This is a genomic window from Lentzea sp. NPDC051213 (genome assembly GCF_044455585.1).
In the GTDB taxonomy this organism is placed as follows: Bacteria; Actinomycetota; Actinomycetes; order Mycobacteriales; family Pseudonocardiaceae; genus Lentzea.
This window is the reverse complement of sequence record NZ_JBITEX010000009.1, coordinates 46,286-62,113: the sequence shown is the minus strand read 5'-3', so window position 1 is coordinate 62,113 and position 15,828 is coordinate 46,286. Positions and strand designations below refer to the sequence as shown.

General features: G+C 67.7%; 19 protein-coding genes. 1 reads left to right on the top strand and 18 read right to left on the bottom strand.

Annotated features, from left to right (window positions below; translation table 11 throughout):
• Nucleotides 1-48 precede the first annotated feature (48 nt).
• From ACIA8G_RS34470 to ACIA8G_RS34445, 6 genes are all read right to left on the bottom strand, one after another.
• Nucleotides 49-657, bottom strand: coding sequence for a hypothetical protein (locus ACIA8G_RS34470; RefSeq protein WP_396422919.1), 609 nt, complete (start codon nucleotides 655-657; stop codon nucleotides 49-51).
• Between the two features lie 169 nt (nucleotides 658-826).
• Complete coding sequence (locus ACIA8G_RS34465) at nucleotides 827-1,630, bottom strand: hypothetical protein (protein ID WP_396422918.1); 804 nt, start codon at nucleotides 1,628-1,630, stop codon at nucleotides 827-829.
• Nucleotides 1,631-1,633: 3 nt separating this feature from the next.
• The gene (locus ACIA8G_RS34460; RefSeq protein WP_396422917.1) at nucleotides 1,634-2,158 is read right to left on the bottom strand and encodes a SigE family RNA polymerase sigma factor; all 525 of its coding nucleotides are present in this window, start codon (nucleotides 2,156-2,158) and stop codon (nucleotides 1,634-1,636) included.
• 90 nt (nucleotides 2,159-2,248) lie between these two features.
• Complete coding sequence (locus ACIA8G_RS34455; protein ID WP_396422916.1) at nucleotides 2,249-2,584, bottom strand: DUF952 domain-containing protein; 336 nt, start codon at nucleotides 2,582-2,584, stop codon at nucleotides 2,249-2,251.
• Between the two features lie 60 nt (nucleotides 2,585-2,644).
• Nucleotides 2,645-3,580, bottom strand: coding sequence for a DUF5926 family protein (locus ACIA8G_RS34450; protein WP_396422915.1), 936 nt, complete (start codon nucleotides 3,578-3,580; stop codon nucleotides 2,645-2,647).
• A gap of 26 nt (nucleotides 3,581-3,606) precedes the next feature.
• A complete protein-coding gene (locus tag ACIA8G_RS34445) occupies nucleotides 3,607-4,347 on the bottom strand; it encodes a glycerophosphodiester phosphodiesterase (protein WP_396422914.1) in 741 nt (246 codons plus the stop codon).
• Nucleotides 4,348-4,436: 89 nt separating this feature from the next.
• Here ACIA8G_RS34445 and ACIA8G_RS34440 point away from each other — a divergent pair, with 89 nt between their 5' ends.
• On the top strand, nucleotides 4,437-5,636 hold the full coding sequence (locus tag ACIA8G_RS34440) for a cytochrome P450 (protein WP_396422913.1): 1,200 nt from the start codon (nucleotides 4,437-4,439) through the stop codon (nucleotides 5,634-5,636).
• Here the strand turns inward: ACIA8G_RS34440 and ACIA8G_RS34435 are convergent.
• The 12 genes from ACIA8G_RS34435 to ACIA8G_RS34380 all read right to left on the bottom strand — a co-directional run bounded on the left by ACIA8G_RS34435 (nucleotide 5,608) and on the right by ACIA8G_RS34380 (nucleotide 15,810).
• Nucleotides 5,608-6,615, bottom strand: a complete 1,008-nt coding sequence (locus ACIA8G_RS34435; protein WP_396422912.1) for a glycerophosphodiester phosphodiesterase — start codon at nucleotides 6,613-6,615, stop codon at nucleotides 5,608-5,610. The two genes, ACIA8G_RS34440 and ACIA8G_RS34435, sit on opposite strands and share 29 nt — an antisense overlap.
• 23 nt (nucleotides 6,616-6,638) lie before the next feature.
• Entirely contained in the window at nucleotides 6,639-6,824 is a 186-nt protein-coding gene (locus tag ACIA8G_RS34430) for a DUF397 domain-containing protein (RefSeq protein ID WP_396422911.1), read from the bottom strand.
• Nucleotides 6,825-6,838: 14 nt separating this feature from the next.
• On the bottom strand, nucleotides 6,839-7,672 hold the full coding sequence (locus tag ACIA8G_RS34425) for a helix-turn-helix domain-containing protein (RefSeq protein ID WP_396422910.1): 834 nt from the start codon (nucleotides 7,670-7,672) through the stop codon (nucleotides 6,839-6,841).
• A 62-nt stretch (nucleotides 7,673-7,734) separates the two neighbouring features.
• Nucleotides 7,735-8,640 carry a DUF4328 domain-containing protein gene (locus tag ACIA8G_RS34420; protein ID WP_396422909.1) on the bottom strand — a complete coding sequence of 302 codons (906 nt, stop codon included), beginning with the start codon at nucleotides 8,638-8,640 and terminating at the stop codon, nucleotides 7,735-7,737.
• 2 nt (nucleotides 8,641-8,642) lie between these two features.
• Nucleotides 8,643-8,981, bottom strand: coding sequence for a rhodanese-like domain-containing protein (locus tag ACIA8G_RS34415; RefSeq protein ID WP_396422908.1), 339 nt, complete (start codon nucleotides 8,979-8,981; stop codon nucleotides 8,643-8,645).
• A 58-nt stretch (nucleotides 8,982-9,039) separates the two neighbouring features.
• Nucleotides 9,040-9,900 (bottom strand): hypothetical protein, encoded by an 861-nt coding sequence (locus ACIA8G_RS34410; RefSeq protein ID WP_396422907.1) that lies wholly within the window; start codon nucleotides 9,898-9,900, stop codon nucleotides 9,040-9,042.
• The gene (locus tag ACIA8G_RS34405; protein WP_396422906.1) at nucleotides 9,900-10,406 is read right to left on the bottom strand and encodes a SigE family RNA polymerase sigma factor; all 507 of its coding nucleotides are present in this window, start codon (nucleotides 10,404-10,406) and stop codon (nucleotides 9,900-9,902) included. The genes ACIA8G_RS34410 and ACIA8G_RS34405 overlap by 1 nt, the downstream gene beginning before the upstream one ends.
• Nucleotides 10,407-10,516: 110 nt before the next feature.
• On the bottom strand, nucleotides 10,517-12,109 hold the full coding sequence (locus ACIA8G_RS34400) for a cation acetate symporter (protein WP_396422905.1): 1,593 nt from the start codon (nucleotides 12,107-12,109) through the stop codon (nucleotides 10,517-10,519).
• A complete protein-coding gene (locus tag ACIA8G_RS34395) occupies nucleotides 12,106-12,456 on the bottom strand; it encodes a DUF485 domain-containing protein (RefSeq protein WP_396422904.1) in 351 nt (116 codons plus the stop codon). Before ACIA8G_RS34395 ends, ACIA8G_RS34400 begins: the two co-directional genes overlap by 4 nt.
• A 258-nt stretch (nucleotides 12,457-12,714) precedes the next feature.
• Entirely contained in the window at nucleotides 12,715-14,514 is a 1,800-nt protein-coding gene (locus ACIA8G_RS34390; RefSeq protein WP_396422903.1) for a cation acetate symporter, read from the bottom strand.
• A 1-nt stretch (nucleotide 14,515) separates the two neighbouring features.
• Nucleotides 14,516-14,944, bottom strand: coding sequence for a hypothetical protein (locus tag ACIA8G_RS34385; RefSeq protein ID WP_396422902.1), 429 nt, complete (start codon nucleotides 14,942-14,944; stop codon nucleotides 14,516-14,518).
• Nucleotides 14,941-15,810, bottom strand: coding sequence for a LytR/AlgR family response regulator transcription factor (locus ACIA8G_RS34380; protein ID WP_396422901.1), 870 nt, complete (start codon nucleotides 15,808-15,810; stop codon nucleotides 14,941-14,943). The genes ACIA8G_RS34385 and ACIA8G_RS34380 overlap by 4 nt, the downstream gene beginning before the upstream one ends.
• Nucleotides 15,811-15,828 lie beyond the last annotated feature (18 nt).

The following is a 15,828-nucleotide window of genomic DNA, read 5'->3' as shown; positions in this document are numbered from 1 at the left end:
GTCGGGGTCTGCGGCGCAGTCAGGGTCTGCAGATTTGATTCTTACGATTTACAGCAAGGCGAACGAACAATCGACATCAAGAGCAAGAAGCTTGATCCGGTCGACCGTGTCGGAATCCTTGTACGGCATGTAGGCGTTGATCTTGCTCTGGAACTCGACCGCGGCACCCGTGATCCTCGCGCTGTACCCCTTGTTGAACTCACTCGCATTCGGGTACGCCCGCTTCACATCGGCGTAGGTCGCGCCGACACCGATTCCGGCCGACGTCTTCGCGTCGCGCGGCAGCGTGATCCTTTCCACGCCGTGCTTCTTCGAGATCGCGACCACGCCGTTCGACGCGCATCCGGACTGGTAGTCGCCAAGGTCACCGATCATCCCGGTGGCCCTGGCCTCGTCCAACGTCATGCCGAGCTTCAGAGCGCCGTAACCAGGGCGGTTGTCGACCTTCTTGGCCACGGCCTGCGGCTTCGGCGGGTTCGTGACGGTCTGGGTCACGACCTCGGTGACGACGGAAGGCGGCGGGATCTGGCTCGACGCCGACGTCGGCGTGGAAGAGGTGGGTGCGGCGTTATTCTCCGAATTCGGCGCGGAAGTGCACGCGGCCATTCCTACGGCGGCAATTGCGGCGACAAAAGCGATCTTGATCGAGTTCTTCATTTCAAGCCCCCAGGCTCGCTGTTCGTTGAGACACCAGTAAGACGCCATCACCGCACGGTGGTTGCGAAGTCCGTTGTCACAAGAAAGTCACGGCACAGAGGCTTGTTTCGGGCACGACGAAGCCCCGCCACACCCCCAGGAGCGGCGGGGCTTGCGTCAGCTCATCGGGTCAGGCGCCAGGACAGTCGCCACCTGCCAGTCGCATGCGGACCCTCGTCACCGTGGTTCCGTCGTTCTCGAACACGTAGATCCACCTCGGCGTCGCGGTCATCGCCACCAGGAGTTCCGAGCCGCTCTGCGTGGCGCTCGGGTACGCGGTCTTCGCCGCGGCCACCGTCGAGCCGGCGCCGATGTTCTTCGTCGACTTGGCGTAGCTCGGGAGCGTGATGCGCGCGATGCCCTTGGCCGCCGAGATGATCACCGCGTCACCGTCGGCCACCGACTGCGTGGCGTACGACTTGCAGTGGGCCTCCGGGTCGGTGGTCGTGCTCGGCTCGATCAGCACCCCGGTCTTCAGCGCGTCGGCCTCGGACATGCCGAGCGCGAGATCACCGAAGGCACCTCGGCCGGATTCCGGCGTGATCGGCGGCGGGATGGTGTTGCTGGGCTTGCCGGTGTTGTTGCCCGGCTTGCCGGGGGTGACGCCGCCGGTACCGGATGGCGGCGGGTCAGCGATCGTGGTGACCGTCGAGGTGTACGTGCTGACCGGCACCGAAGACGGGGTGTCCGATGCGGTCGATGAGGACGTCGGGAGCAACTCCCCTGCCGTGTCGTCCACCGGTGGCCGGAGCAGGCTCAGCCCGATGCCGGCGCCCACAAGTGTCACCACGGCGAACGCACCGGTCACGGCCGTGCGGCGGCGGCGTCGTCGATCGGCACCGCGCACCACGGCGTCGGTCGCGTCCGGCGTCACGTGGACGTCGAGGCGATCGTCGCTGAAGAGCCTGCGCAGCTCGTCGTCGAGGTCGTCCACTGCTCAGTCCCTTCCCAGGCGTGTTCGAAGACTCGCCATCGCCTTGCTGCTCTGGCTCTTCACCGTGCCGCACGTGATCCCGAGCGCATGCGCGATCTCGGCCTCGGAGAGGTTCTCGTAGTAACGCAGCACCACCACCGCGCGCTGCCGTGGCGGCAGGGCGCGCAGTGCTTGCCAGAGCGGTTCGTGCTCGAGCCTGGTCAGCTCGGGCGCCAGCGCACCTGTGTCCGGGATGTCCGCCACGAGGTTCTCGCGACGGCGCCGGCGCCAGATGCTGATGTGCGTGTTCGCCATCGCCCTTCGGACGTAGGCGCGCGGGTCGTCACCCTTGCGCTGCACGGCCAACCAGCGCGAACCGACCTTCTCCAGCACTGCCTGCACCAGGTCGGCGGCGTCGTGCTGGTTGCCTGTCAGCGCATGCCCGTAGCGCAGAAGTCCGGGCATCGACATGCGCACGAACTCCGCGAAATCCCCCACGGCTTCCGCTCTTCCCCCGCCGCTTTCGGCGGCCAACTCAAGTTGCAGCACCGCCGTCACGGCATGCCCCCCTCCCCAAAGCAGCAACCTGGCTCCGGGGAATTTCACGCGCAACAGTGCAAGACGGTTGCCGTCACTAAATCACAGAACGGCAACGGCCTCTGGCAGAACGAACGAACCGTCAGGTCCGCACGGGAAGTCGTGCACCTCGACGACGGCCTCGACCGGAATCGGGCCGTACACGTGCGGGAACCACAGCGGCGAGTCCGGCACGGCCTCCCAGCGCACCGGCACGTCGAGCAGCTTCGGATCCACGACGAGCAGGAGCAGCCCGCTCTGCCCGTGGAAGAACTTGCCGGCCGTCACGTGCACGACGCCCCGGTCGGAGCAGTGCACGAAGTCCTCGCCGGTGGGCGAGATCGAACCGGCCGACTGGGCAGCAACCCAGCCGGCCGTCGAGATGATGTGCAGCAGCACTTATCCACAGCTCCCTGGGGACAACCTGTGTACAACGTTGTGGACAGCCTGTGGACAGCCTCAGCGAAGGGTGATCTGACGACCCCTCAGGCCGTCACGGGCGCGACGCTCGGCGTCGTTCAGCGGCTCGTCGGAGGCCAGCGCCTCCAGCAAGCGCTTGCCCAGCGCCTCGGCCGGGTCTGCCCACTCGCGGGCGTGCATCTCGCGGTCGAGGTCCCAGACCGGCACCAGCAGGCCGTGCGCGCGGAACGACCCCGCGTACCGCGAACCCTCGCCCAGGTCCAGCTCACCGCGGGCTGCCAGCCGTGCCATCGCGGGCAGCAACTTCTCCTCGGGCTCCGGGCGAACCCAGCGCAGGTGCGCCTTGTCGCCCGCGTCCACCCAGTACGCGGCCTTCACGCCGGGGGCGTCGAGACGTTCGGTCGGCAGGATCGCGGCGTTCGCGCGCTCAAGAGAGAGGGCGACATCACCGGAGGGCTCGGTGCCCTCCGGCATCCACCACACGAAGTCGGCGTGCAGCTGCGGCACGATCTCGGCCTCGGGGTCGAGCAGGTCCTGCAGGCGACCGGGGTTCTCGCCGCTGTCCGGTCCGACGACCGGCAGCACGTCACCGGTCTTCGCCTGCTGCGCCCACTGCAGCGCCCGCGCCAGGTCACGGCTCAGGTCGCCGGACCGCGTCTGCACCTGCAGGCCGACGAACGGCACGTCGTCGCCGCGGATCAGGCCGGCGGCCGCCATCGGCAGCACCGTGGCCAGCGTGACCTCGCGGCCGTCCTTGACCGGCAGCTTCGCGACCGCCGACGGCACGAACTCGCGCAGCGCGATCAGCTCGCACTCGGCGGCCAGCCCCTCGAACGGGCGGGACACGATCACGTCCGTCGCACCGCCCGGCGCACCGTGGCAGGCCTTGTAGCGCTTGCCGGAGCCGCACGGGCAGGGCTGCTTCGGGTTGATCCCGTCCTTCGGTGCGTCCTTGACCGCGGTCCGCTTGGCCACCTTGGCCCTCCTCGTGCTCAGGCTTGTCAGGTCGCCAAGTTAGCCGTCAGCAGGCGGCGCGTGTTCGCCGGGGCGTTCGTCGCGAGGTAGCGGACCCCCAGGTCACGGCACAGCGCGACGTCCTCGGGACTGTCGACCGTCCAGACGTACGTCTCATGCCCTGCCCGGCGCGCCCGATCGACGTAATCGGGGTCGTTGCGCAGCAGGTGCACGCCCGGCCCGGTGTAGTCGGCGAACGACGGCAGCGCGCCGCTGCGGTACCGGCCGAGGCGGTCGAGCAGCAGCACCGTGCGGATGTCCGGCGCGAACTCGCGGAACGCCTTCACCGCCGTGGGCGAGAACGACATCATGACGATCTGGGCGTCCAGCTTGTGCTTCTTGAGGGCTTCCGCGAGCTTGCGTTCGACCTCGTTGCGGTACCGGACCGGGTGCTTGGTCTCCACGAAGAGCTGGGCGTTCGTGCCCTTGACCAGCTCCAGCAGCTGGTCGAGCACGAGCAACTCGGCCGGCTGACCGTGCCGGTGCCAGCTGCCGTAGTCGAACTTCTTGAGTTCATCGAGCGTCAGCGCGCTGACCGTGCCACGCCCGTTGGACGTGCGGGTGAGCGTGCGGTCGTGCACGCACACGATCTCGCCGTCACGCGAGAGGCGGATGTCGCACTCAAGCCCGTCTGCGCCCTCTTGGAGGGCGAGCTCGTAGGCCTCGATGGTGTGCTCAGGACGGTCGGTGGACGCGCCACGATGCGCGACGACGGAAGGCTGCTGCACCCCTCAGACGATAGTTCCTTCGCAACAATTTGAGACGTCAATCAAATGGACGTGGACGAAACCGCAAACGCGACTTACCGTCCGGCCTTGTGACGTTCGACCAGCGAGACCCCGCGTTCATCGCCGACCCGTACCCGGCCTTCGCCCAGCTGCGAGAGGCCGGCGAGGTGCACCACCACGAGGGCATGGACGTCGCGGTCGCGGTCTCGCACGCGGCCTGCTCCGCCGTGCTGCGGCACCGCTCGCTCGGCCGCATCTGGTCGGACGTGAAGCCGGTCGAGCAGTTCATGGCCTTCAACCTCCTGCACCGCAACTCGCTGCTGGAGAACGAGCCGCCGACGCACACCCGCCTGCGCCGCCTGGTCGCCGCCGCGTTCGGCCGCGGCCACGTGGAGCGCCTCCGCCCGTGGGTCGCCGACCTCGCCGACCGCCTGGTCGACGAACTGGTCGCGAAGATCGCCGACGTCGGCCAGGCCGACCTGCTCGCCCACGTCGCCGCGCCGCTGCCGGTCGAGGTGATCGCCGAGCTGCTGGGCGTGCCCCAGTCCGACCGGTATCTCCTGCAGCCCTGGTCGAACGCGATCGTGAAGATGTACGAGTACGGCCTGCCTCCCGAGCAGCAGGACGTGGCCGAACGCGCAGCCGCGGAGTTCGTCGCCTACCTGCGCGAGCTGATCGCGCTGCGCCGGGTGTCGCCGGGCACGGACCTGGTGTCGGACCTCGTCGCCGTGACGGACACCGACGGTGCGCGGTTGACCGAGGACGAACTCGTCGCCACGGCGGTGCTGCTGCTGATGGCCGGGCACGAAGCCACGGTGAACGTCATCGGCAACGGCGTGTTCGCCCTTATGCAGCACCGTTCTCAGTGGGAACGGCTGACGCCCGAACTGCTGCCCACGGCCGTCGAGGAACTGATCCGGTACGACTCGCCGCTGCAGTTGTTCGAGCGCACCGCCACCGAGCGCGTGGAGATCGCCGGGCACGTCATCGAGCCCGGCCAGAAGATCGCGGCCCTGCTCGGTGCGGCCGCCCGTGATCCGCTGGTCTTCGAGAACCCGGACGTGCTCGACATCGGGCGGGAGAAGAACCAGCACCTCGGGTTCGGCATGGGGATCCACTACTGCCTCGGCGCACCGCTGGCCAGGATCGAGGTGGAGGCCGCGCTGTCCTCGTTGCAGCGCAAGCTTCCCGGGGCGGTGCTGGCCGAGGAACCCAACCGGCGGGCGGAGTTCGTGATCCGCGGGCTGCACTCGTTGTCGCTCAGCGCGGATAGCGTTTCGGGAGCTTGAAACCTCGCTCCTTCAGCACGTTTCGCAGGCGATCGGGGTAGTCGGTGATGATGCCGTCCACCCCGTCGTCGATCAGCTTGTTCATGGTCGCGGGGTCGTTGGTCGTCCACGGGACCACCTTGAGGCCCTGGCGATGCGCGTCCGCCACGAGTTCTTTGGTGGTGAAGGGGACGTAGTTCGGGTCGCCGATCTTGCCGTTCTGCGGGTTGCCGTGCACCGGGGACAGCGCGTGGGCACCGAAGCTGCGCACCGCTTTGGCGACGCTGCCGCCGAAGTCGTCGAGGTTCAGGCCACCGGTCCACGGTGAGCCGGGGCGCAGGAACTCGGGCTGGGTCAGTGCCACCAGCCGGATGCGCGGCTCGACCTCGCGCAGGCGCATGAGGGTGCCCCAGTCGAACGACTGGACGGTCACGTTGGGCAGGAAGCCGCTGCGGCGGATCTCTTTCACGGCCCTCTGCACGAACTGCTCGCGCGGGGCGGTCTCGTGCGGGGCGGCGGCCTCGACCTTGGTCTCGATGTTGAAGCGGATGCCCCAGGCGCGGTGTTTGCGGGCCAGGTCGAACAGCTCGGCCAGGGTGGGCATGCGGGCGCCGGGCGAGAGTTCCTGGTCCGGGTACTGCGACCACCTGGTGCTGCCGCAGTCGAGAGTGCGGACCTGGGCGAACGTCAGGTCCTTCACGTACTTGCCGGCGTAGGGGAACTCCGGGTCACCGGGAAAGGCCGGCTTCGTGTCGAGGCACTTCGCCGGGTTCGTCTTGCGGTCGTGGGTGATGACCTCACGGCCGTCCTTGGTGATCTGGATGTCCAGTTCGAGCGTGGTCACGCCGAGTTCGAGCGCTTTGCCGAACGCCTTGAGCGTGCTCTCCACCGTCAGGCCGATGCCGCCGCGGTGGGCTTGCAGGTCGAATTCCCGGTGGTGCGCTTCCGCTACTCCTGGTGTGGCCATTGCGATCACCAGAGCCCCGATGAGTGTCCGCATCCACCCAACCTGGCACTGATGGGTCAGTCCCGGAAGCCCTTGAGGAAGAACGACCACTGAACAGCCGAGAACACGAGTGCGCCGGAGGCCGGGCTCTTGGAGTCACGCACGCCTACGGCTGGGCCGACGAACGCGACCTCGACGCAGTTGTCGCTGGTCGCTCCACCGCTTCGACTGCTCTTGCGCCACACCGCAGCAGAAAAGTCCACAGTGGACACCTCTTTCATTCGGCCAGGATCCGCTCGATCAGAGCCGTTGACTGATCCGGCGTCAGCGCCTTCGCCGCCAAGCGGTCGAATGTCAGCCTAGCCGCCTTCGGCTCCTCCTGGTTCTCGATGTGAAGGGCACCGGTGACGTACGGAACGTAGAGAACATCGAGATCATCTGGATCGGGGAAGCCAACCAGCGTGAAGCTGCCACTGCTCATCGCGTCGTAGACACCCAGGTCCGCGGACAAGATCCGCAACATCACGTTCGGCAACGCCATCATCTCCAGCAAGTGCCGCAACTGTGCCCGCATGACGTCCGGCCCGCCGACCATCTTCCGCAGCGCCGCTTCATCGATGATCGCTTCGAGTGCCAGCGGGTGGTCCGGATCCGTCAACCGTCGCTGCCTGATGAGGCGGACCGCGACGTTGTTGCGCAAGGCTTCCGCACTGTGCCGTGGGTGGTGTGCCTCGAAGATCGCGTGCATGTACGCCTCGGTTTGCAGCAAGCCCGGAATCGTCAGCAGCGCTAGTTCCCGAACGATTGCGGCTTCGGTCTCGACGTCGAGATACCCGTGACCCTTGATCCCAAAAGCACGCCACCAACCTGCCTTCAGCGCATCGCGTACCTGATCGAGCAGGTCGGGGTCGTAAGCGTCATACAGATCCATCATTGACCGCACCAGGTGCACGTCGACGCGGGTCTCCGCAGCTTCGATGCGGTAGAGCGCCTGGACGTCCTTGTCGAGAGCCTTGGCCGCCTCCTGGATGCTCATCCGGGCATGCAGACGCAGCTTCCGCAGTTTCTTGGCCAGCTTGCGGCGACGAAAAGGCGGGTGACGCTTGCGCATCCCTTGATGATCGTCAGCGAGATCCCGGAAGTGAGATTCTCACGAAAGATCACACGAAAGGCTTACCGAGGCGAGCCAGACGCGCGAACCGACCGCAGCGGCGGTTCGGGGGCGTCCCTGACCTCCACCACCCGCATCAGCCGCACCGACGCGGCCTCGACCGGCAGCAGCAGCGTGGTGATCCGGCGGACGATCAACGCCGACGTCACCGCCACGCCGACCAGCACCAGGTCGGCGAACGCGTGCAGCAGGATGCCGTCCGCGAAGGCCTGGGTGCTGTCACGGAACGACCACAGGATCTGGATCACGAACAGCAGGCCGGAGGCGGCCCAGAAGCCCCACCACCAGCGCAGCAGCTTCGACGGGACCGGGCGCTCGCCGGACGGGCGGCGCGCCACCGCGTGTTCGAGTTCGGCCAGCACCGAGCCGGGGACGACGAGGTTCATGCCGGGCACGATCAGGCCGACGACGGCGGCCCGGTCGGAGCGGGAGGGGCCGTAGCCCACGAGGGTCGCGGCCACGTTTCGTGCGCGCCGCACCCACAGGAGCGTCAGGATCAGGGACAGCAGGCAGCCGGTGATCGTGAGCGCCGACGCGGACACCACCATCGCGTCCGACGCGGACAGGACGTTCGCCGAGAGCGCGCCGTAGCGGCTCAACGCGAGCAGGACATAACGCCAGACTTCGGAAAATGCCGCCCATAACGCCACGAAGCCGAGCAACCAGAGCGCGTTCTGCGCGGTCTTGCCCAGCCGGCGCACGCCGTCGACCGAGTCGGCCTGCTCGACCGTGCCGGGTACCGCTGTCGGCCAGCGCCACGCGAGCAGCGGGAAGCCCCAGCGCGGCGTGACCGGGTAGTTCGGCGGGCCGCCGTAGGTCAGCCGCTGCGACCGGCGCTGAGGCTGCGGGTAGGCACCGGGTGGCGGAGTCGCCACCCAGTCCACGCGCATCGGCTGCAGCGGGTGCACGGTCAGATGACCTCGGGTTCCATGCCGTCGACGCCGCCTTCGAGCGGGCGGCCGGAGGCGTCCCAGTGCTGCATGCCGCCCTCGACGTTCACGGCCTCCCAGCCGTTCTCGTTGAGGTACTGGGTCACGCGGGCGGAACGGCCGCCGGCCCGGCACACGACGTAGAGCTGCACGTCGTTCGGGACCTCTTCGAGGCGGGCACCGATCTCGCTCATCGGGATGTGCAGCGCGCCGGGCGCATGGCCGGCGTCCCACTCGTCCTGCTCGCGCACGTCCAGCAGGACGGCGCCCTCCGGCAGCACCGCGGGCACGTCGGCGATCTCCACGCTTGGAACAGTCACCCCCAGATGTTCCCATGCCGGAGGTTTCACGGTTGTGAGCCTCCGGCACGGGTCCACCTCAGGCTCCCTCCGCGACGGCGAGCCCGAACCTCGCGAACTGCTCCTCGGTGAGCGGCAACGACGGCCTGCCTGACACGAACGGCTCCCAGAAGCCGGCGCTGCCCGGTACAGGACGCATGTGCCGGCTGCCGACGGTGCGAATTTCGATCTTCAGGATCAGCCCGTCGTGCCGATAGGCGTAAACCGCCTGCGAATACACCTCGACCGGCTTGTCCGGCCGGAACCGGTGCACGCTGTGCAACTGCAGGATCGTGCCGTCGGCGAGCACCTTGCGGCGGGGAGGCGCGCAGTCCCCGGTGATCCAGAGCCCGTCGTCGGCATAGGTCTGCGGCGACCCGCTGGTGAACCGGCCGGCGATGAGCTGCGCACTTCCCGTGCCTTCACCGTCGGTCAGGTCGAACTGCTGCTCCCACTTGTAGTTGCCGTCCTTCACGGCGGTCGGCTCGATCTTGAAGCCGGGCATCAGCTCCCGCATGTCCTGCAGGAACCGGGCGACGAACTCCGGCGGAACGTCCCCTGCGCCGATCCCGGTCGACGGTTGCACGGTCCTGCCCCCGCGTTCGCAGTCCTGGCCTTTCGGCTGCTGGGGCGGCACGTCGACGCGCGTCCAGTCGAGATCGCGCTCGACAGCCACCCTCGGCAGCTGGACGGCGGTCGCCGGTGACGCCGGCGGCGGTCCCGAGGTCAGCGTGCCGGCACCCAACCCGACGCCGGCGACCACGGCGACCACACCGGCCACCGCACCCGCCCGCTGGGCGAACACCCGGCGCCTGCCTCGCCGCAGCACGGCCTCCAGGCTGGTCGTGGCAGGTGGCGCGGCGACGTCGAGAGCTCCGCGCAGCTCGTCTTCGATGTTCATCAGGCACTCTCCGACTTGACCGGCTCGCCGTACGCCTCGCGGAGCGTCGCCAAGCCTCTGGCTGTCTGACTTTTGACGGTGCCCGCCGAGCACCCGAGCTCGAGGGCCGTCTGCTCGATGGACAGGTCGTGCACGTAGCGCAGCACGAGCGCCGCACGCTGTTTCGGCGGCACCTGCCGCAACGCGGCGTGCAACCGGGCGTCGGGATCGGAGAAACCGCCGGCGACCCCGTGCTCCGGCAGGTCCGCGACAGGGCGTTCACGGTCGCGGCCGCGGCGCCTGCTGTTGACGAACAGCCGCGTCACGATCGTGCGGACATAAGCCTCCGCCGTTTCGCGCCGGATGCTCGGCCATTTCGCGTACGCCTTCACGAATGCGTTCTGCGTGAGCTCCTCCGCCTCCGACCAGTCGCCGCACAACGCGTATGCGGTGCGCCGAACCCAGTCGAATCTGCTCGTGAAGAACTCCGAGAACTCCTCGTCTCGTCGCACTCTGCGGTCCCCCATGCTCGTGCTGCGTTCGCACTCAATACGCGGTCAGCACGAGCAGGGTTGCACGCACGCACGAAAACGGGCCGCCCTGGAATCCAGGACGGCCCGTTCGAGCGGTCACGGCACTAGTGCGCGATGGCCTTCTCGGCGCCCACACCGGTGAGGGAGCGGACCTCCATCTCGGCCTGCTTGACCGGGTCGGCCTTGTCCTTGGAGAGGATCGTGCCGATGTAGCCGAGCAGGAACGCGACCGGGATCGACACGATGCCGGGGTTCGACAGCGGGAAGAGCGCGAAGTCGGCGTTCTTGAACATCGACGTCGGCAGACCGGAGACGGCCGGCGACAGGATGATCAGGGTGATCGTCACGATCAGACCGCCGTAGATGCTCCACAGCGCGCCCGAGGTGTTGAACCTCTTCCAGAACAGCGAGTAGAGGATCGTCGGCAGGTTCGCCGAGGCGGCGACCGCGAACGCCAGCGCCACGAGGAACGCGATGTTCTGGCCGTTGGCGATGATGCCGCCACCGATGGACACCAGGCCGATGACGATCGCCGTGAGGCGGGCGACCTTGACCTCGGAGTCCTTGTCCTCGGCCTGGCCCTTCTTGATGATGTTGGCGTAGATGTCGTGTGCGAACGACGCCGACGCCGTGATCGTCAGGCCTGCCACCACCGCCAGGATCGTCGCGAACGCGACCGCCGCGATCAGGCCCAGCAGGATCGGGCCACCCAGTTCCAGCGCGAGCAGCGGAGCCGCCGAGTTCGCCTTGCCGGGTGCCGCGTTGATCTTGTCCGGACCCACCAGCGCACCGGCGCCGTAGCCGAGGACCAGCGTGAACAGGTAGAAGATGCCGATCAGCCAGATGGCCCACACGACCGAGCGACGGGCTTCCTTCGCCGTCGGCACGGTGTAGAAGCGCATCAGGATGTGCGGCAGACCCGCGGTGCCGAGGACCAGCGCGAGGGCCAGCGACAGGAAGTCGAGCTGCGTGGTGCCGTTCTTGCCGTAGGCGAGACCAGGGCCGAGCAGCTTCTCGCCCGCCTTGGGCGCGTTGTCGACCGCGGCGCCGAGCAGCGTGGAGAGGTTGAAGCCGTACTTGCCGAGCACCCAGAGCGTCATGATGCCGGCGCCGGTGATCAGCAGGACGGCCTTGATGATCTGCACCCAGGTGGTGCCCTTCATGCCGCCGATGAGGACGTAGGCGATCATCAGGGCGCCGACCACGGCGATGACCAGTGCCTGGCCGCCAGAGCCGGTGATGCCGAGCAGCAGCGCGACGAGGCCACCGGCACCGGCCATCTGGGCCAGCAGGTAGAAGAACGAGACAGCCATGGTCGACGTGGCGGCGGCGGCGCGGACCGGACGCTGGCGCATCCGGAAGCTCAGCACGTCGCCCATCGTGTACTTGCCGGTGTTGCGCAGCAGTTCGGCGACCAGCAGCAACGCGACGAGCCACGCCACCAGGAAGCCGATCGAGTACAGGAAGCCGTCGTAGCCGTTGAGCGCGATGGCGCCCGCGATGCCGAGGAACGACGCGGCCGAGAGGTAGTCACCAGCGATCGCGATGCCGTTCTGGGGACCGGTGAACGCACGACCGGCGGCCAGGTAGTCGGCGGCGGTCTTGTTGTTCCGGCTCGCCCGGATGACCACGAAGAGCGTGATCAGGACGAAGACACCGAAGATGCTGATGTTGAGGATCGGGCTGCTGTTGTTCACTTGCCGTCTCCCTCGAGCTCGTCGCGGAGCTTCTCCGCCAGCGGGTCGAGGTTCTTGTTGGCGTGCCGCACGTAGAGCGTCGTGATCACGAACGTGGACACGAACTGCAGCAGGCCGAAGATGAGCCCGACGTTGATGTTGCCGATCACCTTGGTGGACATGAAGCCGTGCGCGTAATCCGCGAGCAGCACGTACAGCAGGTACCACGCAAGGAACAGGCCCGAGACGGGGAACACGAACTTGCGCAGGCGACGCTTCAGCTCTACGAAGTCATCACTTGCTTGGACATCGACCCATTTCTGCGCGTCTGGGGCCGACTCGGCCGGGGTGTGTTCAACAGTGCTCACAGTCCCCTCCTCGCGGTACTCGTCGTAGGTGTCAGCAACGTGACGGGCACGTAATGCCTCCAGGTGCGGTCCGTTCTTGGTGCAGAACCGTATGGAGACTTGACTCACTCAGGTAAGGCCCCGTTCGTGCCGTTGCGCCAAGCAGTCGGGTGAAGCGACGAACGGTCAGTATGCGTAGACGAACAGCACGCTCAGTGACCGCAATCACCGTTCACCGATTCGAGTGACCAATTTTCACCCATTTGAAACGCTGGCTACTCACCGTGTGCGTCCTGCTCCCCTGCGCTTGTCGTCTTCCATCCTGGCCTTCTCCTCGGCGGTGCCGAAGCGCGCGATATCGCGGTCGCGGATGAAGCCCAACGGGTCGGGAGCGTGCAGCCGCAGCAGGATCTGACTGACGTCCGCGGGGGCACGTCTGCGGGTCGCCTTGCTGACCACGATCATGGTCATGAACGCGATCGGCACGGTGATCAGCGCAGGTTGAGTGACGACGGGCCACGCCCAGCCACCCGTGTACGAGCTGACCACGCTGACCACCTGGGCGGTGATCACCATGCCGCCGCCGACGACGAGCCCGCACACGGCGCCGACCCACGTGAGGCCGCGCCACCAGATTCCGAGCACCAGCAGCGGGCAGAAAGTCGACGCCGCGAGGGCGAACGACATGGCCACGGTCAGTGACGCATCGGCGCGGGGAAGCAGCAGAGCGAGCCCGATCGCGACGGCTCCGGTGAAGACGGTTGCCCACCTGAAGTCACGAACCTTGCCCGGCATGATGTCCGTCGAGACCACCCCGGCGACCGACACGACCAAGCCGGACGAGGTGGACAGGAAGGCCGCGAACGCACCCGCGGCGACGATCGCGCCGAGGATCTGGCCGCCCAGGTTCGGCACCATCGTGCCGGGCAGCATCAGCACCGCGGCGTCGGTTTTCCCGCTCACCAGCAGCTGCGGCAGGTACAGCCGGGACAGCACGCCGAGCACGGTCGGGAAGATGTAGAAGAGGCCCAGCAGGTAGAGCACGTGCAACGCCGTGCGGCGGGCAGCCTTGCCGTCCGGGTTGGTGTAGAAGCGGACCAGCACGTGCGGCAGGCCCATCGTGCCGAGGAACGTCGCGAAGATCAGCGAGTACGTCTTGATCAGATCGGAGATCCCGCCGGTCTGCGGGCGCATCCAGTCGTGGTTGTTCGTCGGCGAGCCCTCGACCACCGGCACCGGGCTGCCCGCGGCGAACTCCATCGTCGTGCCGGGGCTGAGCTCGTAGACGCCGCGGCCCCAGAACACCGGCCCGTCCGCCTGCCGTCCGTCGATCTTGCCGTAGACCTTCAACGTCAGCGGCTCGTCGACCCTGACCTTGATCAGCTGCTCGGCGACAGTGATCTTCTCGGCCTGCGGGAAGCGCACCACGCCGCCATCGCTGATCGGCTGCGTGCCCCGGTCCGGCGAGGCGAGGAACACCACGAACAGCACGAACGTGGGCGCGGCGATCGCGAAGAGCTTGCCCCAGTACTGGAAAGCCTGCACGAGCGTGATCGCGCGCATGCCGCCGCCCAGCACGTTGACCACCACGATGACCGTGACGATCAACCCGCCGAACCACGCCGGCAGCCCGGTGATCGTGGTCAGCGTCAGGCCGGCCGACTGCAGCTGCGGCACCAGGTACAGCACGCCGATGCACACCACGAAGAACGTGCAGAAGTGCCGCAGGTTCGCCGATCCCAGCCGGGCCTCTGCGAAGTCCGGCAGCGTGTACGCGCCGGACCTGCGCAGCGGCGCGGCGACGAACAGCAGCAGCGCGAGATACCCGGCGGTGAAACCGATCGGGTACCAGAGCGCGTCGATGCCGTCCTTGAGCACGAGCCCGGCCACGCCGAGGAACGACGCCGCGGACAGGTACTCACCGGAGATCGCGGCGGCGTTGCGGGTGGCCGGAATCGCCCGGCGCGCCACCAGGAAGTCCGGGGTGGTGTTCGCCTTGCGCGACCCGACGTAGCCGAGCAGGAACGTCACCAGCGCGACGGCGAGGATTGCGGCGAGGCTCCAGATGGTGGCGTTCACGTCAGCGGTCGACCATGTTCACGAAGTCGCGCTCGTGGCGTTCGGCCTGCCTGCGGAAGACCCAGCCCACGCCGTAGAGCAGCGGGAAGGGCACCAGTCCGAGCAGGAGCCAGGGGATGCCGATGCCGAGCACGTTCCAATCCCCGATCTGCGGGAACAGGTAGAAGGTGATCGGGAGCAGGCACATCCCGATCAGGACGATGAAGGCCAGCCCGAACGCGGACTTGAGCTGCTGCCTGATGAGGTCGCGGACGAGCTTCTCACCGACGCTGGTCTGCTCCTCCAGCTCGATGATCGTGCGCAACGCCTTGCCGCGCGACTTCGTCGAGTCCGCGAGCACGACCCTGCGGCGGCGCGGCCTGCCGCCCTGCTCACCGAGCCAGGCCTCCCGGGCGGGCTGCTCGGGCTTTCCCGCGTCGTGCCTGCTCACCAGCCGCTCTTCGGCGGTCGGACGATGCGTTCCTTGAGTTCCTTGGTGTGCCGGCGGCTGACCGGGAGCTCCTTGGCGTTGTCACCGGTGCCGATCACGACCGCGTAGCCGTTCGCGGTCATCCGCAGCTCGCTCACCAACGGCAGCGCGACCAGGTACGACCGGTGGATGCGCACGAACCCGGCGTTCGCCCAGCGCTCTTCGAGCTGGGCGAGCGGGATGCGCACCAGGTGGCTGCCGTCCTGGGTGTGCAGGCGGGCGTAGTCGCCCTGCGCCTCGACGTACCGCACGGTCGCCCGCGGCACGAGCTTGATGGTGCCGCCGAGCTCGACGGGGATGACCTCGTCGTCGGTCGGTTCGGCGGGGTTCTGCGCCGCCGCCTGGGCCTGCGTGGCGGTCGGTGCCGCGGTGCGGCCCACCCGGTCCGCGACCCGGGAGATCGCCTTGAGCACGCGCTCTTCGTTGATCGGCTTGTTGATGAAGTCGAGCGCGCCGACGTCGAACGCCGTGACCAGCGCGTCACGTTCTTCCACACCGGTCACGAAAACGAGCGCGGGCGGATACCGGAACGCGCTGAGCACCCGTGCGAGATCCATGCCGGACAAGCCAGGCATGTTGATGTCCGCGAACACCGCGTCGACCGGCGGAAGGCCGGCCTTGGTGCGCGCCATCACCTCTTGCTCGTAGTCACCCCTCAGGATGCGCAGAGCCTCGGCGGCGTCGAACGCCGTGAGGACGCGCCGGATGTGAGGGCTGCTCTCGAGCAGGAACTTGATCTCGCTCAGGCCAGGAGCCTCGTCATCGACTGCGAGGACGAGGAGACCGGCGTTGTCTTGGGTACTCACTGTGTCGGGCATCTTGCCCATCAATGTGCGGTCATGTCT